The following is a 22181-nucleotide window of genomic DNA, read 5'->3' as shown; positions in this document are numbered from 1 at the left end:
AACTACTCAAAATGTTTTTTATATTTATAATTATTTCTTATAACTACTGGATGTAAAGCTTTATTTTTATTAGTTCTAAAACTATAGACAATATCCTCATAGTTGTTTTCACTCAAGAATTCCTCAACTAATTTAATCTTTTTCTTAATAATATGTCTTATTTCCTTATTATAACTTTTAGGAATTCCCCATCCTACAAGAATTTCATCTGCATCTCTTATATACTTTTTTAAAATTTCAATATTAATATCTTCATATTCTTTTTTTGAGTTTATTAATTTTTTTGAATCCGTATTCATGTATGAAAATAAATTTAATATTGTCAGACTTCCAAATCCTCTATTATAAAAATGATTAGTTATATTGGTAACAGTATTATCACTTTCAACTAAACTTGCTTTGCTTGGATTCAACATAATTGCCACTGCATTTGGTTTGTCGCTCCATTTTTTATATAACCTATATCTATAATTATTCCCTTTCCCATCTTTTATACAATCTACTTCAGTGTATATAGTTACTTTTTGAGTTTTAATATCTGATATAATCATAAAAAATCACCCCTAAAATCAATGTACCTTAATTATAATATTTTAATATATAATTTACCAAGTACATAATCTTAATTATAGGTGATTAAAATACTAATACTATAGAAGGTTTATATAATTAACTCGCTTATACATATCTAATTACTTATCCTATCAATCTTCCTATATTGTTATACCGTATTCTTATCCATAGTCTCTAACCATTTATCCAGTTTAGGATTAGGCTTTCCATTGCTCCACTCCTTTAACTCTTTTATAACTTTATCTATATCTTCAATTACATCTTCAAAATAACAGCCACAATTAGGATGTTGCAATGGTACTTCATTAAATTTAAATGTTTTCCCATCATATTCATCACATTCATCTGTTTTCCCATGCATACGAATACTATGTTGTGAACTTAAATGCCACTTAATCCCTTTGCTAAAAGGATTATTTTTAGCATTTTCTATTGTTGTTTCTGCAAAACTATGAGTTATTGAAGTTCTTGCTAATCTTTGTGCTTGATAAGATACTTTAGAACTCATTCCAGAAACTATTGTTTTAGCTTCTGTTCTTCTTAATGGGTTGACATAATTATCTACTTGTTTGGCTAATGTTCTAGCATTAGCACCTCTTAATACATTAACTTTAATTAATGTATCTATATCCTTAGCATTTTTTCTCGTTACATTCCAAATTCTTTTATCTAAAGTAATTCCATCTTTGTAATATTCACCTTGAATGAGCTTAAGTACAGTTTTTCTTGAAGTATTGAAAACCATACTGTTAAACATAGTTGATAAAGCTATGTCGTCTGTAATAGCTTTATAATAAAAATTCTCAACCGTACTTGCAATTTGTGAGCTAGTTTCTATATTAGCCTTTACCATTGCACTTAGTTGAGAGTTTAACTGATTAATATTAACTTCTACTATTTCATTTAACTTCCTTAAATAAGCATCTTGTGATGATGTTCTGCACGTAGCTATATCATTACTTAATTGACTTGCTAATTCCTTATAAAGTCTTAATAATTCTTTTTCCTGAGTTTTATTTAACTTTAAAAACTTCTTTCTAGCTTTTAAAATAGCTTCTTGATAAGTAGTCATGATTAATCACCATTACCACTAGTTTTATTATTTATATCTTCTAAATCTTCATCTAAAGCTTTGTTATATTGATCTGTTTCAGCATTAGTTATTTGAACTTTTTCATCTAATATTTCTTCAAAAGCCTTTTCAGCATCTTCTTCATCACTATATTCTTTAATATAAGATTTTCTACTTCTAACATCTGCTTCTACTTCTTTCATAGCTAAAGTTTTCTTTTCATCTTCATCATTTGGAATAGGATAATTTTGTTTAATTAATTTGGTATATTTTAGATTACTCCAAGCTTTATTAAAAATACCTGGATAGCAAACCGGACCTACTTCAATAATAAAATTGATTAAATATAATAAAGGTCTTTCCCAATCATTAAACTTTTCTTCCATTCTAGCAATTAAATCATTATAAAGATATATCATAGCCTTAGCACTTGGAATATTATTTAAATCACTTATCTTAGGCATATCTAGCGTTTCTTTCATATCACTATCTGCTCTATCAAGATAAGTATTCATTGCTTCACTGCTGCCTATATTATATTCCTGTCTTTGAATAGTAGCTTGCTTACCACTTTCAGCAAGTTCATCTCTAGTTCTTACTGCATGAACTGCGTTAGGAGCTATAGTTAATCTATTTACATCCTCTTCATTAGCATCAATAATAGCTTCTGAACCAAACATCTGAAATCTTAATGCATCCGCAAAGTCTGAATTTCGTCTGTTATATTGATTTTGTGCATCTCTTAAGTCAGTTATATCACTTTCACCAAATGTATTATTTAATTCTCCACCATTACGAATTAACCAACATGGAATAGTAGAAAATCCTGTATCTTGTTCTATTGTTAATTCTTTTTGTAATTCAGTGTTCTTATAGGTTTCTTTTCTATACCAGGCTTGAAGTTCATTACTATTTTCATTAACTTTATAGTAATAAGTATGCAAATAATAAATCTTATCTTTATCCTCTTCCTTATACACATTCATTTCATCTTCTTCAAAGAAAACAGCTTTTAGTAGCTTTCCGTTTTTCTCCTTATAATAAAAATTCTCTATTGATTCATATTTAATGACCAATGGAGAATTTGGGTTAGCTTCTGCTCTAAGTAATACTCTTTTCTTTATGGTAGTTTCTAAGAAAGCTTTTCTAGTATTATTCCAGAAGCTATTATTTTCAAATACATCTTCTATGAACTTTCTTAACTCTTCACAATGCTCTTTATCTCTTAAGTCATCTGCTTTAAATATAAGAGTAGGTTTCTTTCCAAACATCCAACGTGCCTGTTTCTTAAGAAGTGGCTTAACTTTATTACGAATGTCTTGTGTAGTTTTATAATCAACATTATCATCTACTGGCCAGTTTTGACCATATAGTGCTGGATTATCTTTAGCCTTTTCTAAGTCTATAGATTTCCCTTTGTAATAATAATAATCAGTAAATACACGTTTTCTTTCAGATATTTCATTATCTGGTAACTTTAGCAATGTGTCTCTTATAGTTCTTGCTTGTTTTTCCACTAGAATACTGTACCTCCTTTCCTACCATATGGATCAGTAGTTGCCTTTTTTACAACTCCTTTTCCTTTGTTGTATATTTCATTATTATATTTATGTTCTTTAAGGTCTGATACTTCGTAACCATCTAATGCATACCATATTGCTGACAATACGTGTGAATCTATATTAAATTCATCTTCAATAATTTCTCCATTCTTATCAACTGCATATGTTAACTCTTCTAATTCTTCAATAGCATTAGTACAATTATCTGAACATATTATTTTCTTAAACCTTTTAACTTTCTTTGTATATTGTAGTCTTGAACCTGGGAACTTTTTAGCAGCTCTCATATTAAAACCTTCTTGCTTATAATATTTAATAGTTTTAGGTTCTGCTGCATCTGCTCTTATTAATTCTTGTGTTTGTTTAAACTCTGATATTTCTTTAGCCGTATTGTCATCTGTCATATGATTTTTATAATACTCCCAATAAATATAAAGAATTTTATTTTTATCATCTATACAAAGTCTAATTAATGCATTGTATGAAGTTTCAAAACCAAAGTCCATACCAACTTTATATAATGGATTATTAATATTATGCATCAAGTCTAATACTTTATAGTGAGATTTATGTTCAAATTGGGGTAATACCTTTAATCCATTAATACCAAATTGTCCTCTTCTAGCTATTCTCCATAAATCTTTATCATGTGTTTTTAAATCTTCTAACTGATCTATATAAGATTTAGGCAAAAATAAATTATCATCAGCTATTGAATGATGATAATAAGTGTTATTTTTTATAATTATTCTATTTTTATATAATTCTTTATCATCTAAAACAAAGAAATGATTTTTACTATCTATAAAGAAATACTTATAACACCAGTTGCTTTTTGAAACAGGGTTTGTTGTTAAAATCATATGAAGATGTAATGTTGGATGTCTTAATCTACCTAATAACTCTTTAAAACCATCATATTTCACTTCTGAACACTCTTCAATCCATATAATAGATACATTATTAATAGATTTTAATTTTGCCGGCTTATCCATACCTTTAAAAATTATTTTTGAGCCATTAGGAAATCTTATTTGCATAGGTGATGTTTTGCACTTAATTACATCCTCTAGTCCCATTTCAGTTATTATTTCCTCTAATAATGAAAAGCACGAATCTCTAATAGTATCATAAACTTCTCTTACTACTAATGCTGTTCTTTTTTCTTCTAATAGTTTAATTATTAATTTAAAAGCAGTATTGTATGATTTACTAGATCCATAACCACCAACTAAAAAATAAAATTTATAATCCCAATTAAATAAATAATCTTCGAAATGAGGATTAACTTCTCTTACAATAGCCATTAATTGTCGCCCTTTCTTTTGATTACTATTTCTATTGTTTCATCCTTATCTTTACCTTTTATTTTTTCTGTTTCTGCTTTTAATTTGATATTTTGAAGTTTCTTATTCTCTATATCAAGCTTTATCTTTTCTTCATCTGATAGTAAGTTACAATGCTTAGTTAGAAAGTCTAAAGCTTTCATTTTATCAGCAAGTTTAAATTTTATTCCATCCTTACCCTGGCTGACTTCACTTATTAATGTTCCATCTACTCTGATACTTTCATTTGGCTTTACATAACTATATTTTCTAGTCCTTATATTACCCTCTTCATCATACTGTATATTTCCATTTTCATCTCTTATTGCAAATTCCTCTAGCCCAAATGTTACATAATCAGTTATATCTGCAAATGCTATATCAATATACTTCTGTATTACACTTCTACTTAGAAATTCTTTATTGCACTTAGCACCTATTAACTTATCTATTTGTTCCCTTATCTTATCATTTCCTAGCAGTCTAGAACCATTTACCATTGCCGATTCATAAGTACATGTATAAGCTTTTAAGTAAGCTTTAGTTGCATTCATACACTTAACATATAAAACACAAAAGAGCCTTTGCTTATCAGTAAGTTCAGTATTCTCTAACACTTCTTTTACTTCTTCTGCAATTGGCTCTTTTTTTTTATTATTTACTTTTGATTTTGCATTCTTTTTATTTTGTGTGCACACCTTCTCATTTGTGTGCACACCTTCTCTACTCCACTTGTATCTTTGTTTCCAACTCTTAACTGTATTTAAAGACACATTATACTTCTCTGCTATATCCTTATATTTCATTCCAGACATATAATCTTTTTCTGCTAGCTCTTTTATATCTGGACCTCTTATGTCTGCCATATCTACATTGTCACCACCATCTTTTTATATAAATTTTAAAAAGGAACTTAAATAAAGTTCCTTTTAACGAATTAATTCAATTTTTATACTTCTTACTTCTTTATCATTTTCATTTTCATGCATTTCTTCAATTACAGTAAATACATTTGAGTAAGAATAATTTACTATTTGCTTTTCTGAAATTTTACCATCAGCATACTCTATTATAATTTTATATTCACTTGCAGCTGTCTCATAGTCTAATGAATTTATATAGCCCTTATACATTATTATTAAATCTCCTAATCACATACTATTTTTTATATCTATATATTTTCTACAAGTAGTTTGTTTATATATTTCAAATATTTATTATCTGAACCATTGTCATTATCATTTATTAAATTTGATATTATTATTTCAACTATTTTTGCTAAGGTAGCACACTCAATCTGTTTATTTTTCACAATTATTTTTAATGTATAATCTCCATATTTAGTTATATAAACCTCATCAAAATCAATTAAACAATTTTTAATATTTTTAATTGATTTTTTTCTTTCTTTATCATTCATACAAAAATTTATTTTCGAAAATTTATCTGCATTATTACGCCTTTTCTTAACATCTATAAAAAATCCATATTCATTAAATAATGCTCCGATTCTCCCTAATGTCATTAACCCATTTATAAAATTGTATGAATACCCTACGCTTTCACTACCTTCATTTTCCTTTATACCTAATAGAGGGAACTCTGTTTCGTTTAAATATTGAATAATTTCCAATGATTTACTGATAATCCTTGTTGAAGGAAAGTACTTCTCCTCTTCTTCATTTCTATAGCCTTGCGATTCTTTTAATAGTTTCGATGCTTTTTTAAATTGTTCCAACAACCCTATAATTTTTTCAGCATTATGTTGAACACACTCTATCTTATTCATTTAATCCCCTCCTATTAACCATATTACAATATTTATTATAATATAACAATAAAATACATATAAATTTCTAGAAATTTCTTTTAAGGATATTAATTTAATTTGGCGGAAAGTACGGTATTCGAACCCTTGAACCACAAATGTGATTATTAGTTTAGCAAGCTAACTCCTTAACCCATCTCGGACAACTCTCCATATAAGAAAAAGCACCTAGCTTTTTTCTGCTAAATGCTTTAAGGGGATGTAAACCTTAAAACTTTATAATAATATTGTACTATAAAGTTTTTATCATTTTGTTCCATATTCGTTCCGTTTTCGTTCCAATATTTTTACATCTACTCTTTTAGTTTGTTTGAGTTGATTCACTTCCTTTATTATTTTTTATTTCCTCCTCAAGTTCTTTTAATCCTTGTAAAGCATATATGTTAGAGTTTATTTTTCTATCATAATTAACTATATACATTCCCAAAACAATTAATACTACAAGCGAATGCACTATAGCAATAGCTATTTTACTATCTCCCTCAAAACTGCTTAAAATATTGCTTGTAAGCATACCAATTGAAAAAATTGAAATTGTTATAATATATCCAACTGATGGATTTTTGCTACATTCTATTTCTAAATTTAATCTTTTTTTTTCTATATCTATTTTATTTAGATCATCTTTTAATGTATCCCTATAATACTGTTTAATATAGCAAATAAAATCCTGATACTCATCATATTTATCTTTATTATTTTTTTCAAAAACTTTTTTTAATTTTTCTGATTCTCCCATAAATTTTACCCCTTTAAAACTTAATTGAATTTTGTATACATAAATATATTACAATATATTTTAAATATTTACAATAAAATACACATTTTTTAAATGTTCCTTTCTTTTAATACAATTATTTTATTATATTAATCCATATCCTTATGTTATTTATTAATTCTTCTCTTTTTCTATAAGCTGTTGCCTTTGCCATGCTTAAAACTTGTCCTATTTCTTCAAACGACTTTTTATCACCATATTTTAACTCTATAAATCTTTTATTTTCTTCTGATAACATTTCTATATTATTTTTTATATTACTAATTTCTCTTTCAAGTTCTCTTATTTTAACTCTTTTCTTTAACAATTTCTTTCTAACATAAATCCATTCTTTTTCTAACTTATCTATTTCATTTATTAATGCTCGTTCTGCATAACTTGTACAGTTACTTGATGTTTGTACTCTTTCCTCATATGTTATACTTTTAGATTCTTCTTCTATAAATACATTAGTTTCTTGTATATCTTTTCTTATTCTTTCCTTCTGTTGTCCTAAATCTATACACTCTAATTCTAAACATTTTATCTTTTGTTGGTCCTCATAAAATCTATATAACCTACCTTCTGTCTTTTGAAAGATTTTATCATTATTCATACTCTACCTCCTTATTTACACATTATTTTTATATATCCTATTATCAGTTGACTATCAATTGATAATATATTGATACAATTATATTGATAGCCAACCATATTGTTAAATAATTTAACTTGCTCCCAAGCTTTTATATTTTAATTTTGTAGACATTCCACCTCTTAACGAGCATTGTTCCTTATTATAGTCTAATACCTTTTGTACTTGTTCTTTTAACATAGGATTGATAAGATTAATTCTATTTGTAACATCTTTATGAATAGTGCTTTTACTTACTCCAAATATTGCTGCAGTTTCTCTTATAGTTGATTTATTATTTATAATATACTTAGATGCTTTAACTGCTCTTTCCTCAACATCTTTATAATATATCATTTTTGTATTCATCCCCTTTTATCTTTTATCTCTTGGTCTGTTTCTTATCTTTTGTAAATGTTTAGAATATTGCTCCATAATTGTATTTACATCTATTCCTACCTTTTGCAATACTCCAATCCTAGCTTGTACAGTATCCCAAAATTCCTCTATAAGATGATTTTGAGTTATATAGTTTTTATGATATCCATACTCTAACAATGCCATATTAAACTCATTATCTTCCTCTTCAATTTTTGTTATTTGATCTGATATAGATACATTGTCTAGATTTATATTTTTAAGCTCTATCATATCTTCCCTTCCTTTGCTTTATTTTTAATCATCGCTTTTTTTCATCTGACTTGCCTTTCCATAATCAACTCCATGAGCTTTTATTATCTCTAATGCTTGCAAATCAGTAAAACCTTGACTTATAAGTTCTTCAAAATATCTTCTTTCTATCTCAACGGTTACCTTTATCTTTTCAAATATATTATTTAAATCATCCTTTAAGTCTTGCATAGCTTCCTTTTGCTGTATTTTATATAATTCTTTATCAAACTGATTCACTTATACCCTCTCCTATCAAAGTAATCTTTTTTTGAAATATGACGAAAAAAATACCGCCAATTCATTTATGAATACTGCGGTATTTTAATATATTATTTTATATTCATTTTTTAGGTTTTTTTGTCTAAAATTTTATATAATTCACCTTGATATCAATCAAATAGTATATATAAAACTTATTTTCCACAACACTTTTTATATTTTTTGCCACTTCCACACAGACAAGGATCATTACGACCAACCTTTATAGAATATCTTGTAGCATAACGCCTTTCTCGCCATGCAATTTCAACATTCCCTATTTTTTCATGACAAAGTTTATTCCAAATTCCTTCTGGTAATCCTCCATTTTTAAGTGTAGTTTTCCCTACTAGATTATAATCTACAAAACATACAAAATTCTCATTATTAGGGAATAGCTCCTTATTTTTTCGGGAATCCTTTTTGTAAACATTAATGTATAAAGCATCTGCCTCCATTAATCCATGTTTTTTTTTCATTGTTGGCGATGGTGGATTCTTAACAGTCTTTAGCCAATCAATCGCATTAGTAATAATATCTACAATTTCTTTTTTATCTTCAACATCTCCTATGAATAAATGCGCCTTTAGTCGCTTTCTATCATCTACACTTGCATCTTGTATATTATTAATTTTATATTTATCAGTTGTATGATTCGGAAAACAAAAATATTTTACTTCAGTTAAATCTACAACTTCAGTTGAAGCATCAAAAATAATAAAATCATTTCTATTAATTACACTTTTTAATATAATATCAAATCTCTTTTCTTTGTTATACATATCAAGAATCTCTTGCTTTGTATAACGTATCCATCCAGTATTCATTCTAGGATTACTAAAAGAGAACATGTATTGCTCATATTCGTTATAATTTTCAAAAACTAATATAGACATTAACGTTGCAATTTGACTTATATAACCTATATCTGTATTTTGAATCTCTATATCCACATTCAGTTGTTTGTTATTACCAATATCACTGATACTACGACAATAAATACCAGGTATGCTAAGTTGCATTGCAAGTAAAGAAAAAGCTGTATAATCTCTTTTGACAGTATTAATATTTAATAACTCAAGATGTTTGTTAATAAAAATAGACAATCCTAACAATACCCCACTAGCTGTATCAAATGTAGAATCTATTATACTATCAAACTCATATACAGATAGCTCAATACACTTAGAAACATTATCTTCAACATAATAAAAACATAATTTGTCACTAGCTGCATACCTTTTTATTGAAACCTTTCCATGATTTATTGAATTCCTTAAATTCACATTAATATTTTTTGTAATTTCTTTATATCCATTTGCATCCATTACTCTAATCAATTTACCTAGCGTATTTTGGGAAGCATAATCTTTATTTATCACTTTACCTGTCAATAAAGCAATAACTCTAAAAAAATTAGACAAACAACTTTCAAGAATTGCTGTATATGTTGGTAAACGATATAATCGAGTTTTTATTTCTTGAGTTATATTGAAATTACGCAAGTCTAATATTATTTCAGAAAGCTGTAAATATGAATTATAACCTATTAGAAAATACTCAAAAACTTCTTCATCAATTTCTAAAGCCTCACTATAACCATTGTATAAATCTTCTAACAATTCACATACTTCTTTGCAAACAGATATATTCCAATATGAACAAGGATCTGTTGACAATATTTTATCCAAGATATAAAGCATTTCATGACTTACTCCAGTAATAGACAAATCTAAGTTTTCATTAATTTGATTCAATAGCTTGTCTGAATTAAATTGAGAGTAAAACTCATTTTTACAATATTCCACCATATCATTCACAATATCACCCCTAGAAAATTTACATTTACGATTTAATCTCAATTATCATAATAGAAACTTGACATAATCATCAAATTCCTATTTATCTATATGTTTTATCTAAATAATTCCTAATTAAGATTATCCTGTAATCACAAAACAATTATAGCACATTTCGTAAATACCACACTATTCAATTTTCAAAGAACACTTACATCTTACTTTAATCATTACTTACTTTAGATAATTATGACTAAAACTTCTTCTACATATATTTCTTTTACTTCGTATTCTCCATACATGATCCACATACTTAATGACTCTTTATTTATTAATAAATACTCATTATTTTTACTATTTTTCTCTTTTACAAAATAATTTTCTTTTTCACAATAATCTATATAAATTTTTATCATATCAGCATTAAGAATATTTCTTAATTCTTTTAATCTCATTTTTGTAACATCACCTTATAATCAAAGTATGATCTGATTTAACTTACCATCTTATACCACTATATTTTACATTTCACTTTTTTCTTTTCTTAATATTACATTCCTTCTGATAAGCATAAAACTGATCATCTACTTTCTTCTTTCTATTAGCTAAATCCTTAACTATTTTCACTGCTAACTCTTTAGGAGTCATGTTCTTAACCTTCCTTTAACTATTTTTATATTCTGCTCTCAGCCATGTCAGCATTGACCTTAAGGTTTCAATTTCTAGCCTTAAGTTATTTAATGCATCTAGACATACAAAATAACTACTTTCTGCAATATCTCTTTGCAATCTTAATTGTGCAACTTCTTCATCACCTCTAGAAACTTCCATTATAAGAGTTGCAGGATATTTATCTGCTTTAAGTCTTAGTATTTTTTTATTTAGAGCTATCTTATAGTCTCTTTCTGCTTTAGCTTTATTTATTGCTAATCTCTTAAGTTCTGTATTTCCATGTTGTAAAGCTCTCATTGCATCTTCTAATTTTTTTATTATCTCAATGGGATTCATACTATTCTCCTTTTACTGTTTTTCTGCACTAATTTTTTGAAATAACATGCTTGTACTAAAATCATGTAACTTGTCTACAAGCATGTTATAAGCTTATTCATTTATTTAATATGAAAGTTATATACTTACTAATCTCAAATGTCTATTTAGCTATTCTTAAATCAAGTCTTAATTGCTTATCTGCCTTCTTGAGCATAGTAAAATCATCATCTTCAAATTCTTCCATTAAATCTATTAAATTAGGTATTGGACTTAATGTTTTCTCCCAACCATAACCTAATGTTCCTAAAACTTCTTTCCATCCTTTAACATCTGGTTCTCTTAAACTTGTATCATCTATTTGCCTTAAACAAGAATATATGTGTGCTACAACTTGCTCATTGCTACACCTTTCCATCCAAAACTCACGACTTTCAATGATAAACAAATATCCTGTATATTCTGTTAATTGTGATGGAGCTTTTTTTATTCTCATAACCCAATCATTATTATTATTTATTTCACCTGCAACATAATTTGTATCTTCAATAAAAAGTATTTTTTCAACATTAACGCAGCTTAAATCTGTTATTTGTTTCATAAGATTTTGTTTTATTTTTAATGCTATAGGTTGATAAACATAATTCTTAATCCAATATTTTTCTCCGTATTTACCATTATTAAGTTTTGTAACCTTTTGTATTCTTCCATTTCCATTTGATGTGATATATTGAAGATTAAATCCATTACATTCTATATTTTTGACTTCACCAGTAACCTTGTCCACAATTCTTATTTCTTGCATTTTTTATTCTCCCTTCTTTTCTTTTTTAAATCCCAGTAATCTATGAATCCATATTGATCCCCATATTTTAAGCTTCTTGCTACCCAAGTTAATTTTTCATTAGGATAAAAATAATTAAATAATTTGTATCTCATCTCACCTTGTTGTGTAGAAAAGCCTTTAACATCTATTAATTCCTCTGTACCATCTAAATGATATATCCTAAAATCAGGTGTATATGTCATAGCTCTATATGCTTTTCCTTCTTTTTTAAATGAAGGTATTAACGTATATTTAGGTTGTAATTCAAAATTTACTATTTCACCCTTAGCTTTTCTTTTTAATAATGAATCATAATATTTGAATTCATCTATTGAATCAAAAGTTATTCCATCTACAGTTATTTTTTTAGAATTATATTTATTTGCTACCATATTCTCACCACCTATACATTTAAAACTACTTGACTATTGGCACCTTTAATCATAAGGTCTAACTCTCTAGTTGGCCTCCAATTAGAAATTAGTATTTGTCCTTTTTCAAAATCCTTTACTGCAGTATTTTTATAGCTGTTTACTTGCATAACCCTTTTATAATGTCTCCATAACTCTGAAAATGCTTTTTTAGATAATTCCTTATATGCTGGAGCATCTTTTCCCCCTAAAACTTGTACAACTTTTACTCTAGCTTTACTATTAAGCTCTTCTTGTTGTGAATAATCTATAGTCATAGTATCTTCTAACTTTTTAACTCTACTATCTATTTCTACAGTTCTTTCATCTAAAGCGAATATTGCTTGTAACTCTTTGCTTAATTTTAAGGTAGGTTGCTTCAATTTATTCTCCATTTCTTCAAATTTAAGTACATATTCAGCTGTAAATAAAACCCCTTTTTCTCCAGTTAATTTATTTGCTACCATGTCGCAACCTTTCCTACTTAAAAGATAATAAGGATAAACTCTGTTGTTACCATCCACTTTATAGCTAGCACTTATGAAAAAATCATGAGAACGGAAATTTCCGTTTTCTAAATACTTAATATATCCCTTTATACTTTCTAATAGATCACTGTGTCTTTTACCTATTCTTTCAGCAACTTCTCTGCTATCAACTAATAGTTTCCCACCTTGATTTATAACCTTTAATTGATTCATTTCTTGCCTCCTTTGTTTGTATTATTTCATTTATATATATTAATATTAGAATGAATATTTTAGTGAATTTATGTTATATAAACATCTTAATAAACTGTTTTCTATTAACTCCTAATGCCTTACATGATTCATCTAAAGCTTTTGATATGCATGCTGTATATTTCTTACCTGTATTTTCCGATTCTCTTAAAGCTATACTTATTGCTAAATCAATAACTTGTTTTCTCAATTTCATCATCTTACATCACCACCTTTAGAACGGTATGTCGTCATTCGCTGGTGTTAAATCTGCTATAGGTTCCTCTATTCCTCTACCTTGACTATTTACTTGCTTGTCCCACTCAAGAAACTGTACTTCATCTGCTACAACTTCAGTAACATATCTTCTTGTACCATCTTTAGCTTCATAAGAACGAGTCTCTATTCTTCCTGCTATGCCTATCTGCAATCCCTTTTTCATATAATTTGCAGTACTTTCTGCTTGTTTACCCCATACAACAACTGGTATGAAGTCTGCATCTAAATGGCCTTCTCTTTTAAACCTTTTATTAACAGCTACTGTAAAAGTAGTTACAGCTGTTCCTGCACCTGGAGTAAACTTTAACTCTGGGTCTTTGGTTAATCGTCCTATTAAAACCACCTTATTCACTATTTTTCATCCTCTTCAATTATCTTAATAGGTCTCGGTGTGAATAATATTTCCATTTTAGCCTTACCTATGTTTTTATTTACCTTCTCAAATTGCTCTCTAATATTATCATCTAGACAATTTGTTTTAGATATAAGTTTTTCGATTTCAGTATCTTTATAACCAAAACCTTCAACTGTATCTTGAAGTTGTATTGTTCTAACATTTAAATCTACTGTATTTTCTTTAATTCTTTGTATATTATCTCTAGTTATCTCTAACCTTTTACTTATAATTCTACCTTCCACAACTATTACTCCTAGAATCATGCAATTTAAAATTGTTATTGTTAATGTTATCATTACAAATCCACCTTTCCATTAGACATTAGTTGCATATTTAATTTAACTAATATCTTATTTTTCATTCTACTTACTTGTGGTTGTGTAATACCTAATTGTTTACCAACCTCATATTGAGTTCTTTCTTTATAAAATAATCCATATATAATCTTCTTTTCCTTAAAATCTAATTTATTAACTAATTTCTTTAGTTCCTCTTTTTCAATTATTTTTTCTATACTATCTTCTACATTTTCATTTCCTTTAATTAAATCCATTAACTCCAAGTTATGATCATTATTACTCTCAATATTAACTGATTCATTTAAGCTAATATTTTTATTATGTTTTTTCGCATGTCTATGATAATAATTTAAATCATTTGTTATAACTACACCTAAATAAGTGCTAAACTCAATATTTTTAGATATATCATATTTTTTATATGCTTTGACTGTTGCTAAATTTGCTACTTGCACCATTTCATCAAACTCATATTGTTTATACCTTTGAGAAATATGATATATGAATTTTTCAAACTGTTTTAATGTTTCATCTAGTGTAAGCTCTTTAGTCTCATTCTTTATTTTTAACTTCTTTTTCATCTTCATATGCCACCTATTCTATAGGCATATAAAACACTGCATCCTGTGTTATCCTGTCTCCATTTCTTATAAAATCTTTTCTAATTCCATTTATTATGAATCTCTGAATATTATTTAAAATTTCTAATGTCCTCTCCTCTGTTTCATAACAACCTAGTTCTGTATCTGTTGAACCTGTATATCCAATAATTAATTTTCCTACTGCTGCCACTTCAATATATCTCCCCAAATAAGTTTTCTTTTGACTTCTAATCCATATTCCCATTTTTTCCATTCCCCTTTACTTTAATAATTTTTTTAGTATTTCTGTCTTTTCTTTAGCCTTGTCAATTCTTATGCTACCCATAGAATTTTGTATAAGTGTACACATCTCTAGCAATCTATTATAAGTTCTTTCTTTACCTTCTTCACAATCTTTATCGTATCGTCTCTTTAGATTTTCCATAGATAAATTAGTTGTTATTATTAGTGGTTTTCCTTTTCTATACCTACTATCAATCATTTGATACATAATGGCTCTAGACCAAGAAGTATCATTTTCTGTTCCTAAATCATCAATAATAACTAATTCTGCATTATCTAAACAATTTAAAATTTGTTCTGTTCCAGAGTCTCCCCACTTGCTAAAATTTCTCTTTATTCTATCAATTAGCCCTATAGAACTTACACACACAACCGGAATTAATCTATTTAATAACTCATTAGCTATACATCCACTTAAAAATGTTTTACCATTTCCCGGTTCTCCATGTATTAGTAACCCTAAGTTGTCTTTTTTCATATTTCTGAAATTATTTACATATACCATTCCTACTTTAAACATTTGTTCATTACCAATACTATGATTCCAATTTTTAAAAGTAAGTTCTTTAAACTCTTTAGTCATTAAGCTATTGTTAAAAACTTGTTGTAATCTAGTTTGTTTATCTATTACCTCTGACCTAATTCTGTCCCTTTCTGATTGTTCGCTTTTGCACTTACACATAATCGGAACTATATGAACTTTACCTAATAAAACTATTTCTTTTCCTTGAGGTTCGCCACAATTATCACAAATTCTTATATTAATATTAGAACTTAAGTCCAATTCCTTGTTTTTCAAGCTCGTTACTAGCTCCATTACTTTCAACTTCCTCCTTTTTATTTTTAGCTTCATCCCACTTACCTTTATTTTTCCAATTTTCTAGGATTGTTTTTACGAAACTATAATTATGAACACCTTTTGTATCTGAAACTTCTATAGCCTCTAGAACCCATTCAAGTCCATAAATTTCTACATCTGCTGCAAGCTTAGCTACAATATTTGGTGATGATATTCCGAACCCACATTTCTCCAGTCTTATAGCTATATCTGAAAAATTATTATAATTATGATGATGATTTTTATTTATCTCTTTATCTTCATCTATATCTATATCTTTCTCTATACTCTTATCTCTATCTCTTATCTCTTGTCGGACATTGTCCTCAACTGTCTCACTTCCTTTAGACAATTTAGGGACATTGTCCTCTTGCTTGTCTTTATCAGACAAGCTTTTTCTTTGTTTTCTCTTTTTTTCAGCCCATTCAGTTTCACTACCAATCATGTTCTTTATTTCATTCATAAATAAAGCTCCATCATCTAATTTGTCCATAAGTCCAAGCTTCACAAACATATCAATTGCTACCCTTGCAGTATCTACATCTGTATTAGTTATTCTGGAAAGCATTTCCGGCGTATATGGAATAACATTTCTAAACATTAATCTACCTTCTGTAGAAACGCTCTTAAGTAATAATTTAAGATAAAAATTTATATACTTTTCTCCATTAGGTTGCATTTCAATTATTTTTATTTCATCTCTTTCAAAGAAGTTTTCATGTAATTTTAACCAATAATATCTTTTAGCCATATTGCGCTCCTTTGTATAATCTAGCTACAATTGGCAATACTATTTATAACCAAATTGTGCTATAATTTTGTTAGTTAGGTAGCTTGGCAGAGCCACCTAACTTAAAGTTTTTTGTTTTTGACTTGAAGAACTATAAGCCTTTCTAAGTTCTTCAAGTCTATTTAATTCATTTAAATCTTCTTCGCATTTAAAAATCAACCTATCATTTTTATCATCATATTCAATTCTAGTTATATAAGACTCCTCATTTTCTAGATCATAAACCTTAAAATTATATTCATTTAAAGTTTTAATTTGAGAATTTATATTTTCTAATAAAATTTTCAAAGCTATATTTCTCATATTTTCATCTCCTTCCCTTAAACGTGGCTTCCTTCATTAACTACATAATCTGTATTTATAAAAGAATCTCCAAAGCCTAAATTTTCTCCTGGTGTTTTTACTGTCATTACTGTATTATCTTGATTTAAAGCTTCCATTGCTTGTTGAGCTTCTTGTTGTTCTATAGATATAGGCATATATTTTATTAATCTTAAAATTACTGTTTTTAGTGCCATACTCACATAGTGATCAGCCCATGGTCCAAATACTATTCCTTCTTTATTTTTACTCTTAGTAAATTTATCTCTATGTTTGTTCATCTGTGCCTTAGTCATAACTAAGAAACCTGTTCCACCATCTTTTAGTTTGTATGCTGCATAAAAATGTGTAATTTTAGATTCATCATCTTCTCCGCAAGGTACATGCACTAACTTTTCTTCTAATCCATATGCATAATCAAATTTATCTCCTTCATAGACTTCATGTGCTGATATAGTACTAACTTGGCCTGTTCTTCTTATAAGATCTAATGCTCCCTTATAGCCCATTTGAAATTGTGCCTCCATCTTTTTTGTTTTACCATTATAAAATGGAACTATATAGGCATGACCTAGTAAGTTAGGTTCAAGTCCTAAACTTGCACAATTTACTACTGCTCCTACTATTGTTTCAGGGCTACAATTCATTAATTGCGGATTTCTGCTTACTGCATTAAGTCCTATTCTACATAATCTTTCTGGTGTTACATGTTTAGGTACTAAGCTTTGTATAGCCTTAAATTGGTTTGATAATTGCTTTGTTAATATCCCTTGAAAGCTGTTTTCCTGTGTTTGTGCTACCGCTTGTTCCTGTTTTGTTTTAATCGCATTTTTTACATTTGCTGTACTTGCTGTTGCCATCTTTTATTCCTCCTTACTTAATATCAAATTTTCTATATGATGAAGTTTTTGAATACTTCTTAAATAGCTCTGGTTTTTCTGATTTTAGTTTTTTAGAATCTATTGAGATTCTAGAATAAGTTTTCCAAGTAACTTTTCTATCTCCGCATATACCAACTTCATTTTCTTTTAATAAGTCTTTTAATTTGTTCTCACATTCTGAAATTTGAATATCAAACTCTTTTTTTTGACTTGTTAATTCTTTTCTAATTTTTATAAGTTCTAATGCTTCATCTGGAAGATTTATCTGCGTACCTTCTTCACTATTTGGATATAAAGTCTTTAATAACTCTGTTGAAGCATCACTTCCATCAACTAATGGTGCAATTCTTTTAGTTACATTGTTTTCCCAAAAATCTTTAGCTAGATTTAAAAGAATTTCTATCAACTCTTCATCTCTCTCAACATATTTTTGTACATATTTATTTCCACCAATTAATGCTGCGAAATATCCAAATTTAGCTCCAGTAACAAACATATACCATTGAAGTTGAAGCATATATTGTGGTGGAACTTCTTCACCTTCCCATGAAGTTTTAATGTATTCTGAAACTGTTTTAATTTCTAAAATACCTTTTTCACATTTTTCATTTGTTATAAGCCTATCTATGTTACCTAAAGCCCATGGATATTCTTTATGTTTTAAAATTACATTTACCTTTTGAACTTTTAAATTGCAATTTCTTGCTTGAAACTCTTTGGCTATAACATCCTCCATTACTCTTCCCCAGTACATTACTTCATTATCTTCAACTGTTGGTAATTCTCCTGTTTTATCTAAATAAACCTTTATAGGTGTTGAATATTTGCTTACACCTGTTAAGCCACCTAAATCGGTTCCTGTTATTCCTAATTTTCTAGCATCTAACCACTCATCATGGCTTAAATCAGTTACTTTTACCAACATGTCACAATTTAGTCCATAATATCTTTTTACATATTTAGCCCCATCTTTGATTTGCTTTCTTTTTTCACAGATCCATTCATTTAAATTGGATTTATTGCTATGCATTATATTTTCCATTACAACCTCCTAATTTAAATATTTGTTAATAAAATTATTATTGGTAAGAATATTACTAAGCTTATTGGTATTTGCTTTTCTTTTTTTATATCTCTAGCAATTACGTACATTAGAGCTATAAGACTGTATATTAGTAAGATTTGCTTTCCCCAATCTAACACTTCTATTCCCCCTATTTTTTACTTAATCCTCATTCCGATACAACTCCTTAGACTTTGGTGGAGTTTGATTCTTTTACCAAAGCTCAACTTATAAAATATTTTTTTATTTTTAGTCAACTTCTCATATCATTTTGCATAGAATATATTAGGAAGTGTTTTTCTATTTTTAAAAAATAGTTTTAAAATATATAGGCTTAAAAGCCTATATTAAATTCCGATAGCAACTTTTACACTATTTAATTTTTCTCTTAATCTTTCATTCTCTACCTCTAATCTCTCGATCTTCCTCTCCATTCTCCTACGCTCTAGTGGTGATAAAGGATTTATATCTTTAAGCATTTCTATTTTTAAAATTTCATCCATGTAATATCTAGGAACTGGTAAGTTAGGATTCCTAGTTAAAATACCTTTATTTTCATAATTTATAAGTGTATTTGAACTCTCTAAATCCCATCTTGCTGACAATGTATTTCTACTTATCAAAGTCTTATTTTCCATATTAAATACCTCCTTTATTAAATTCTTTATATGAAAATTTACCATTACACTTATAGCATTTAACTTCTATACATAAGCTTCCATAAAGTTTATATCTAAAAATTAAAGCTCCACACCAAGGACATCTAAGTTCTCTAAATTTTATTTGCATTTTACATATGCCTCCTATGAATTTAGTGCCCTCATCCCTAATAAAATTAAATTAAATCTTTTAAATTTGCATTTAAACTTTTATATTCAACAGTTTTTATTGCATCTTCTAAAAGCATCTTTGTAAATATTGCTGTAATTTCTACTCCATCAAATTCATTAGCTATAAGATTTAATATTTTATCTATTGTTTCTTCTCTTTTAACTTTAGTAACAGATACTTTTAAATTTTCCATTTTACTTCCTCCAACAGGATTATTTATTTTTTTGTCGAATATTACCACTTGAAAGGTGGTGATATTCTATGAATATGTCTAATATAAAACATAAAACTGATAAAATTCTCAATATGCATGGTGATGATTTTACAATCAAAAGAAATGATTCAATATCATCAACAGTAAAAGGTTTTTTCTGTACTTCAGAATATCCGAATACTATTCAACTTTCTAGTGATGCAAAAGTTTCTGAAAGCGATTGGATAATTCATAATTCAACTAATAAAAAGTATTTTGTTAAATCTATAAAACCCTTATCTAGCTCAAATTCTATTCTTGGCTGGATGGTAGAATATTTATCAGAATCAGAGTATAAAAAATCAATATCAGAAAAAGATAAATCTACATTTTCAATAGGTGCTATTTATGGTTCTGCTATTGTTGGTAATTATAATAATGCTACTATCAACAATGGTTATAACTTGAGCCAAATTCAATCTATGATTTCTTCTAAACCTGTTGATGACCAAGAAGAATTAAATAAGCTCATTGATAGAGTTAAAATTATAATTGAAGATAACCAACCTGTTAGTAAGGGAACATTTGCTAAATTTTCAGATTTATTAGCTAAACACTCTGATATTGCTATTGCTTTAGGTTCTAGCCTTATGAATTGGCTTTCTAATCATTAATTGTTTCTATTACTTTATGGACAAGCGAACTACTAGTAATTAGCAATACTTCTATACCTTTTAATTTATTTTTTATATCAACTTGACCTTGAACGGGTACTTCTTGAACCTTTCTAATTTCTGTTAATGATTTCATTAATCTATTAGAAATTTCACTAACAATTTCTTCTAAAGTTGGTTGTGCTTGAACTTGACCTTCAAGTACAACTATTCTTTTTTCTAATTCTTCTATCTTGTTTTTCATCTTTACACTCCTCTACTATTTTTAGGTTGATACCCTATTTCTAAAAGCTATAAATACTACAAGCTATTCTTGTATGCTCTAAAATAACATCATATATAGATTTATTCACTTTTACACAGCCTTTCTATATAAGGTTGTAATTCTAGTAACATTCCCATTTTCATATTCAACTTCTAGATGATATGGATAATTCTCATTTCTTAAGTAAATTTCTATTTTATCTTGCAATAGTGGATTAAACCTCACTGAAAACCAGTATCCATTGTTATTTGAATTAAATCTTAATACTACATTTACATCACTTAATTCCATTTCAATATGATTCAAACAAACCATTATAGCTTCTAAATTAGGTTTCCAATCTTCAGTATATAATCCAATTCTGATTGCTAATTCTTCAAGTGTTATAAATCCACTTTTATCTTTTCTTCCTTGAACGTTTTTCACATCAATTTGTGGAATTACAATACCTGCTGATAATAACAATGAGTTTATTACTTTCATTCTCTCTGTATTGCTAACTTGCATTTTAGTCAACATAGAATCCATATAGTCTATTGTTTTATTTACATCTTCTAGCTTCTGTAATGGGCTATTAGGCTTTAATGGTTCTATGGTTATGTTTTGCTTCTTTAAACAATCACTAACCTTAAAATAAGAATTAACTAACTTTCTTTGAACCTCCCATGAAAGTTCATCTTGCATTGGTTTAACCATCATTAGGTATCCTGTTTCTGTGAATATTGGTATATCTTTAGCTCTGCTTACTGCATTTTTCTTTAAATCTTCCTTCACGATTAAATCGTGAACGAATTCATCCCTTTTATTTAAAAGATAATAGTCTTCACCTTCAATTAAATATTTCTGATTATTTCTAAGATTATCTCTTATATTTTGAGTTAGCACCCCGTGTACTTTAGCAATGTCCCACATGGTAACTACTCTTTTGTTGTCATATTCCTTTATTATTAGTTGTTGGTCATTTACTGTTAAAGTTTTATTCAAGTTGTTCTCACCTCTTTAAATAATAGTAATAATTAAATTGTAAATTGAATAATATACCCT

35 protein-coding genes and 1 tRNA gene are annotated in these 22181 nt (G+C 27.7%); 1 reads left to right on the top strand and 35 read right to left on the bottom strand.

The window, feature by feature from the left end; all coding sequences use genetic code 11:
- Positions 1-2 precede the first annotated feature (2 nt).
- The 33 genes from KQI36_RS14510 to KQI36_RS14350 form a co-directional block, all read right to left on the bottom strand.
- Entirely contained in the window at positions 3-551 is a 549-nt protein-coding gene (locus KQI36_RS14510) for a DUF1643 domain-containing protein (protein WP_216451502.1), read from the bottom strand.
- A 170-nt stretch (positions 552-721) separates the two neighbouring features.
- Positions 722-1645 (bottom strand): structural protein, encoded by a 924-nt coding sequence (locus KQI36_RS14505; RefSeq protein WP_216451501.1) that lies wholly within the window; start codon positions 1643-1645, stop codon positions 722-724.
- Positions 1646-1647: 2 nt separating this feature from the next.
- Complete coding sequence (locus KQI36_RS14500) at positions 1648-3162, bottom strand: phage portal protein (protein ID WP_216451500.1); 1515 nt, start codon at positions 3160-3162, stop codon at positions 1648-1650.
- The gene (locus KQI36_RS14495) at positions 3162-4514 is read right to left on the bottom strand and encodes a PBSX family phage terminase large subunit (protein ID WP_216451499.1); all 1353 of its coding nucleotides are present in this window, start codon (positions 4512-4514) and stop codon (positions 3162-3164) included. The genes KQI36_RS14500 and KQI36_RS14495 overlap by 1 nt, the downstream gene beginning before the upstream one ends.
- Complete coding sequence (locus KQI36_RS14490) at positions 4514-5398, bottom strand: terminase small subunit (RefSeq protein WP_216451498.1); 885 nt, start codon at positions 5396-5398, stop codon at positions 4514-4516. The genes KQI36_RS14495 and KQI36_RS14490 overlap by 1 nt, the downstream gene beginning before the upstream one ends.
- 63 nt (positions 5399-5461) lie before the next feature.
- On the bottom strand, positions 5462-5665 hold the full coding sequence (locus KQI36_RS14485; protein WP_216451497.1) for a hypothetical protein: 204 nt from the start codon (positions 5663-5665) through the stop codon (positions 5462-5464).
- Positions 5666-5703: 38 nt separating this feature from the next.
- A complete protein-coding gene (locus tag KQI36_RS14480; RefSeq protein ID WP_216451496.1) occupies positions 5704-6321 on the bottom strand; it encodes a hypothetical protein in 618 nt (205 codons plus the stop codon).
- 100 nt (positions 6322-6421) lie between these two features.
- A tRNA-Ser gene (locus KQI36_RS14475) sits at positions 6422-6512 on the bottom strand.
- Between the two features lie 149 nt (positions 6513-6661).
- Positions 6662-7099: a hypothetical protein gene (locus KQI36_RS14470; protein ID WP_216451495.1), complete on the bottom strand. Its 438-nt coding sequence runs from the start codon at positions 7097-7099 to the stop codon at positions 6662-6664.
- A gap of 115 nt (positions 7100-7214) precedes the next feature.
- Positions 7215-7733: a hypothetical protein gene (locus KQI36_RS14465; protein WP_216451494.1), complete on the bottom strand. Its 519-nt coding sequence runs from the start codon at positions 7731-7733 to the stop codon at positions 7215-7217.
- A gap of 111 nt (positions 7734-7844) precedes the next feature.
- Complete coding sequence (locus tag KQI36_RS14460) at positions 7845-8108, bottom strand: sporulation transcriptional regulator SpoIIID (protein ID WP_216451493.1); 264 nt, start codon at positions 8106-8108, stop codon at positions 7845-7847.
- Between the two features lie 18 nt (positions 8109-8126).
- Complete coding sequence (locus KQI36_RS14455; RefSeq protein ID WP_216451492.1) at positions 8127-8402, bottom strand: hypothetical protein; 276 nt, start codon at positions 8400-8402, stop codon at positions 8127-8129.
- Positions 8403-8426: 24 nt separating this feature from the next.
- Complete coding sequence (locus KQI36_RS14450) at positions 8427-8660, bottom strand: hypothetical protein (RefSeq protein ID WP_216451491.1); 234 nt, start codon at positions 8658-8660, stop codon at positions 8427-8429.
- 176 nt (positions 8661-8836) lie between these two features.
- Positions 8837-10492 (bottom strand): SEC-C metal-binding domain-containing protein, encoded by a 1656-nt coding sequence (locus KQI36_RS17870; protein ID WP_280527039.1) that lies wholly within the window; start codon positions 10490-10492, stop codon positions 8837-8839.
- Between the two features lie 227 nt (positions 10493-10719).
- Positions 10720-10935, bottom strand: a complete 216-nt coding sequence (locus KQI36_RS14440) for a hypothetical protein (protein ID WP_216451490.1) — start codon at positions 10933-10935, stop codon at positions 10720-10722.
- Positions 10936-11143: 208 nt separating this feature from the next.
- Positions 11144-11488: a hypothetical protein gene (locus KQI36_RS14435; RefSeq protein WP_216451489.1), complete on the bottom strand. Its 345-nt coding sequence runs from the start codon at positions 11486-11488 to the stop codon at positions 11144-11146.
- A 142-nt stretch (positions 11489-11630) separates the two neighbouring features.
- Positions 11631-12272 (bottom strand): putative metallopeptidase, encoded by a 642-nt coding sequence (locus KQI36_RS14430; protein ID WP_216451488.1) that lies wholly within the window; start codon positions 12270-12272, stop codon positions 11631-11633.
- Complete coding sequence (locus tag KQI36_RS14425) at positions 12260-12685, bottom strand: DUF1064 domain-containing protein (protein WP_216451487.1); 426 nt, start codon at positions 12683-12685, stop codon at positions 12260-12262. Before KQI36_RS14425 ends, KQI36_RS14430 begins: the two co-directional genes overlap by 13 nt.
- Before the next feature lie 11 nt (positions 12686-12696).
- Positions 12697-13404, bottom strand: coding sequence for an ORF6C domain-containing protein (locus tag KQI36_RS14420; protein ID WP_216451486.1), 708 nt, complete (start codon positions 13402-13404; stop codon positions 12697-12699).
- A gap of 73 nt (positions 13405-13477) precedes the next feature.
- Complete coding sequence (locus KQI36_RS14415) at positions 13478-13642, bottom strand: hypothetical protein (RefSeq protein WP_216451485.1); 165 nt, start codon at positions 13640-13642, stop codon at positions 13478-13480.
- Between the two features lie 15 nt (positions 13643-13657).
- The gene (locus KQI36_RS14410; RefSeq protein ID WP_216451484.1) at positions 13658-14053 is read right to left on the bottom strand and encodes a single-stranded DNA-binding protein; all 396 of its coding nucleotides are present in this window, start codon (positions 14051-14053) and stop codon (positions 13658-13660) included.
- The gene (locus KQI36_RS14405; protein ID WP_216451483.1) at positions 14053-14394 is read right to left on the bottom strand and encodes a hypothetical protein; all 342 of its coding nucleotides are present in this window, start codon (positions 14392-14394) and stop codon (positions 14053-14055) included. The genes KQI36_RS14410 and KQI36_RS14405 overlap by 1 nt, the downstream gene beginning before the upstream one ends.
- Positions 14394-14978, bottom strand: coding sequence for a sigma-70 family RNA polymerase sigma factor (locus KQI36_RS14400; protein ID WP_216451482.1), 585 nt, complete (start codon positions 14976-14978; stop codon positions 14394-14396). The genes KQI36_RS14405 and KQI36_RS14400 overlap by 1 nt, the downstream gene beginning before the upstream one ends.
- A 13-nt stretch (positions 14979-14991) precedes the next feature.
- Positions 14992-15243, bottom strand: a complete 252-nt coding sequence (locus KQI36_RS14395; protein ID WP_216451481.1) for a hypothetical protein — start codon at positions 15241-15243, stop codon at positions 14992-14994.
- 15 nt (positions 15244-15258) lie between these two features.
- Positions 15259-16098: an ATP-binding protein gene (locus tag KQI36_RS14390; protein ID WP_244991608.1), complete on the bottom strand. Its 840-nt coding sequence runs from the start codon at positions 16096-16098 to the stop codon at positions 15259-15261.
- On the bottom strand, positions 16049-16870 hold the full coding sequence (locus KQI36_RS14385) for a phage replisome organizer N-terminal domain-containing protein (protein ID WP_216451480.1): 822 nt from the start codon (positions 16868-16870) through the stop codon (positions 16049-16051). Before KQI36_RS14385 ends, KQI36_RS14390 begins: the two co-directional genes overlap by 50 nt.
- Positions 16871-16966: 96 nt before the next feature.
- On the bottom strand, positions 16967-17212 hold the full coding sequence (locus tag KQI36_RS14380) for a hypothetical protein (protein WP_216451479.1): 246 nt from the start codon (positions 17210-17212) through the stop codon (positions 16967-16969).
- Between the two features lie 17 nt (positions 17213-17229).
- Positions 17230-18090 (bottom strand): recombinase RecT, encoded by an 861-nt coding sequence (locus KQI36_RS14375; RefSeq protein WP_216451478.1) that lies wholly within the window; start codon positions 18088-18090, stop codon positions 17230-17232.
- A 13-nt stretch (positions 18091-18103) separates the two neighbouring features.
- On the bottom strand, positions 18104-19153 hold the full coding sequence (locus KQI36_RS14370) for a YqaJ viral recombinase family nuclease (protein ID WP_244991607.1): 1050 nt from the start codon (positions 19151-19153) through the stop codon (positions 18104-18106).
- Between the two features lie 14 nt (positions 19154-19167).
- Positions 19168-19314, bottom strand: a complete 147-nt coding sequence (locus KQI36_RS14365; RefSeq protein WP_216451477.1) for a hypothetical protein — start codon at positions 19312-19314, stop codon at positions 19168-19170.
- A 207-nt stretch (positions 19315-19521) separates the two neighbouring features.
- A complete protein-coding gene (locus KQI36_RS14360) occupies positions 19522-19812 on the bottom strand; it encodes a transcription factor (protein WP_216451476.1) in 291 nt (96 codons plus the stop codon).
- Between the two features lies 1 nt (position 19813).
- Positions 19814-19963 (bottom strand): hypothetical protein, encoded by a 150-nt coding sequence (locus tag KQI36_RS14355; protein ID WP_216451475.1) that lies wholly within the window; start codon positions 19961-19963, stop codon positions 19814-19816.
- Positions 19964-20009: 46 nt separating this feature from the next.
- Positions 20010-20198 (bottom strand): hypothetical protein, encoded by a 189-nt coding sequence (locus tag KQI36_RS14350; protein WP_216451474.1) that lies wholly within the window; start codon positions 20196-20198, stop codon positions 20010-20012.
- A gap of 68 nt (positions 20199-20266) precedes the next feature.
- Between KQI36_RS14350 and KQI36_RS14345 the strand changes: the two genes are divergently transcribed.
- Positions 20267-20872, top strand: a complete 606-nt coding sequence (locus tag KQI36_RS14345; protein WP_216451473.1) for a hypothetical protein — start codon at positions 20267-20269, stop codon at positions 20870-20872.
- On the opposite strand, the gene KQI36_RS14340 is transcribed toward KQI36_RS14345, so the two are convergent.
- Together KQI36_RS14340 and KQI36_RS14335 are read right to left on the bottom strand one after the other, a co-directional pair.
- Entirely contained in the window at positions 20862-21116 is a 255-nt protein-coding gene (locus tag KQI36_RS14340; RefSeq protein ID WP_216451472.1) for a hypothetical protein, read from the bottom strand. The two genes, KQI36_RS14345 and KQI36_RS14340, sit on opposite strands and share 11 nt — an antisense overlap.
- Positions 21117-21227: 111 nt before the next feature.
- Positions 21228-22121, bottom strand: coding sequence for an ORF6N domain-containing protein (locus tag KQI36_RS14335; RefSeq protein WP_216451471.1), 894 nt, complete (start codon positions 22119-22121; stop codon positions 21228-21230).
- Positions 22122-22181: the final 60 nt, after the last annotated feature.

The organism is Clostridium senegalense, assembly GCF_018916625.1.
GTDB lineage: Bacteria > Bacillota > Clostridia > Clostridiales > Clostridiaceae > Clostridium_J > Clostridium_J senegalense.
The sequence above is the reverse complement of the archived record's forward strand: the minus strand, read 5'-3'. Positions and strand labels throughout refer to the sequence as shown.

Excerpts from the sequence above, each read along its gene's own strand:
- KQI36_RS14395 (WP_216451481.1), bottom strand. The coding sequence starts at position 15,243 with ATGGGAATATGGATTAGAAGTCAAAAGAAAACTTATTTGGGGAGATAT.
- KQI36_RS14485 (WP_216451497.1), bottom strand. The coding sequence starts at position 5,665 with ATGTATAAGGGCTATATAAATTCATTAGACTATGAGACAGCTGCAAGT.
- KQI36_RS14420 (WP_216451486.1), bottom strand. The coding sequence starts at position 13,404 with ATGAATCAATTAAAGGTTATAAATCAAGGTGGGAAACTATTAGTTGAT.
- KQI36_RS14440 (WP_216451490.1), bottom strand. The coding sequence starts at position 10,935 with ATGAGATTAAAAGAATTAAGAAATATTCTTAATGCTGATATGATAAAA.
- KQI36_RS14355 (WP_216451475.1), bottom strand. The coding sequence starts at position 19,963 with ATGCAAATAAAATTTAGAGAACTTAGATGTCCTTGGTGTGGAGCTTTA.
- KQI36_RS14380 (WP_216451479.1), bottom strand. The coding sequence starts at position 17,212 with ATGAGAAATATAGCTTTGAAAATTTTATTAGAAAATATAAATTCTCAA.
- KQI36_RS14480 (WP_216451496.1), bottom strand. The coding sequence starts at position 6,321 with ATGAATAAGATAGAGTGTGTTCAACATAATGCTGAAAAAATTATAGGG.
- KQI36_RS14495 (WP_216451499.1), bottom strand. The coding sequence starts at position 4,514 with ATGGCTATTGTAAGAGAAGTTAATCCTCATTTCGAAGATTATTTATTT.
- KQI36_RS14460 (WP_216451493.1), bottom strand. The coding sequence starts at position 8,108 with ATGATATATTATAAAGATGTTGAGGAAAGAGCAGTTAAAGCATCTAAG.
- KQI36_RS17870 (WP_280527039.1), bottom strand. The coding sequence starts at position 10,492 with ATGGTGGAATATTGTAAAAATGAGTTTTACTCTCAATTTAATTCAGAC.
- KQI36_RS14505 (WP_216451501.1), bottom strand. The coding sequence starts at position 1,645 with ATGACTACTTATCAAGAAGCTATTTTAAAAGCTAGAAAGAAGTTTTTA.
- KQI36_RS14470 (WP_216451495.1), bottom strand. The coding sequence starts at position 7,099 with ATGGGAGAATCAGAAAAATTAAAAAAAGTTTTTGAAAAAAATAATAAA.
- KQI36_RS14455 (WP_216451492.1), bottom strand. The coding sequence starts at position 8,402 with ATGATAGAGCTTAAAAATATAAATCTAGACAATGTATCTATATCAGAT.
- KQI36_RS14425 (WP_216451487.1), bottom strand. The coding sequence starts at position 12,685 with ATGGTAGCAAATAAATATAATTCTAAAAAAATAACTGTAGATGGAATA.
- KQI36_RS14340 (WP_216451472.1), bottom strand. The coding sequence starts at position 21,116 with ATGAAAAACAAGATAGAAGAATTAGAAAAAAGAATAGTTGTACTTGAA.
- KQI36_RS14385 (WP_216451480.1), bottom strand. The coding sequence starts at position 16,870 with ATGGCTAAAAGATATTATTGGTTAAAATTACATGAAAACTTCTTTGAA.
- KQI36_RS14400 (WP_216451482.1), bottom strand. The coding sequence starts at position 14,978 with ATGAAAAAGAAGTTAAAAATAAAGAATGAGACTAAAGAGCTTACACTA.
- KQI36_RS14405 (WP_216451483.1), bottom strand. The coding sequence starts at position 14,394 with ATGATAACATTAACAATAACAATTTTAAATTGCATGATTCTAGGAGTA.
- KQI36_RS14375 (WP_216451478.1), bottom strand. The coding sequence starts at position 18,090 with ATGGCAACAGCAAGTACAGCAAATGTAAAAAATGCGATTAAAACAAAA.
- KQI36_RS14490 (WP_216451498.1), bottom strand. The coding sequence starts at position 5,398 with ATGGCAGACATAAGAGGTCCAGATATAAAAGAGCTAGCAGAAAAAGAT.
- KQI36_RS14510 (WP_216451502.1), bottom strand. The coding sequence starts at position 551 with ATGATTATATCAGATATTAAAACTCAAAAAGTAACTATATACACTGAA.
- KQI36_RS14350 (WP_216451474.1), bottom strand. The coding sequence starts at position 20,198 with ATGGAAAATTTAAAAGTATCTGTTACTAAAGTTAAAAGAGAAGAAACA.
- KQI36_RS14360 (WP_216451476.1), bottom strand. The coding sequence starts at position 19,812 with ATGGAAAATAAGACTTTGATAAGTAGAAATACATTGTCAGCAAGATGG.
- KQI36_RS14370 (WP_244991607.1), bottom strand. The coding sequence starts at position 19,153 with ATGGAAAATATAATGCATAGCAATAAATCCAATTTAAATGAATGGATC.
- KQI36_RS14435 (WP_216451489.1), bottom strand. The coding sequence starts at position 11,488 with ATGAATCCCATTGAGATAATAAAAAAATTAGAAGATGCAATGAGAGCT.
- KQI36_RS14430 (WP_216451488.1), bottom strand. The coding sequence starts at position 12,272 with ATGCAAGAAATAAGAATTGTGGACAAGGTTACTGGTGAAGTCAAAAAT.
- KQI36_RS14345 (WP_216451473.1), top strand. The coding sequence starts at position 20,267 with ATGAATATGTCTAATATAAAACATAAAACTGATAAAATTCTCAATATG.
- KQI36_RS14415 (WP_216451485.1), bottom strand. The coding sequence starts at position 13,642 with ATGATGAAATTGAGAAAACAAGTTATTGATTTAGCAATAAGTATAGCT.
- KQI36_RS14390 (WP_244991608.1), bottom strand. The coding sequence starts at position 16,098 with ATGGAGCTAGTAACGAGCTTGAAAAACAAGGAATTGGACTTAAGTTCT.
- KQI36_RS14465 (WP_216451494.1), bottom strand. The coding sequence starts at position 7,733 with ATGAATAATGATAAAATCTTTCAAAAGACAGAAGGTAGGTTATATAGA.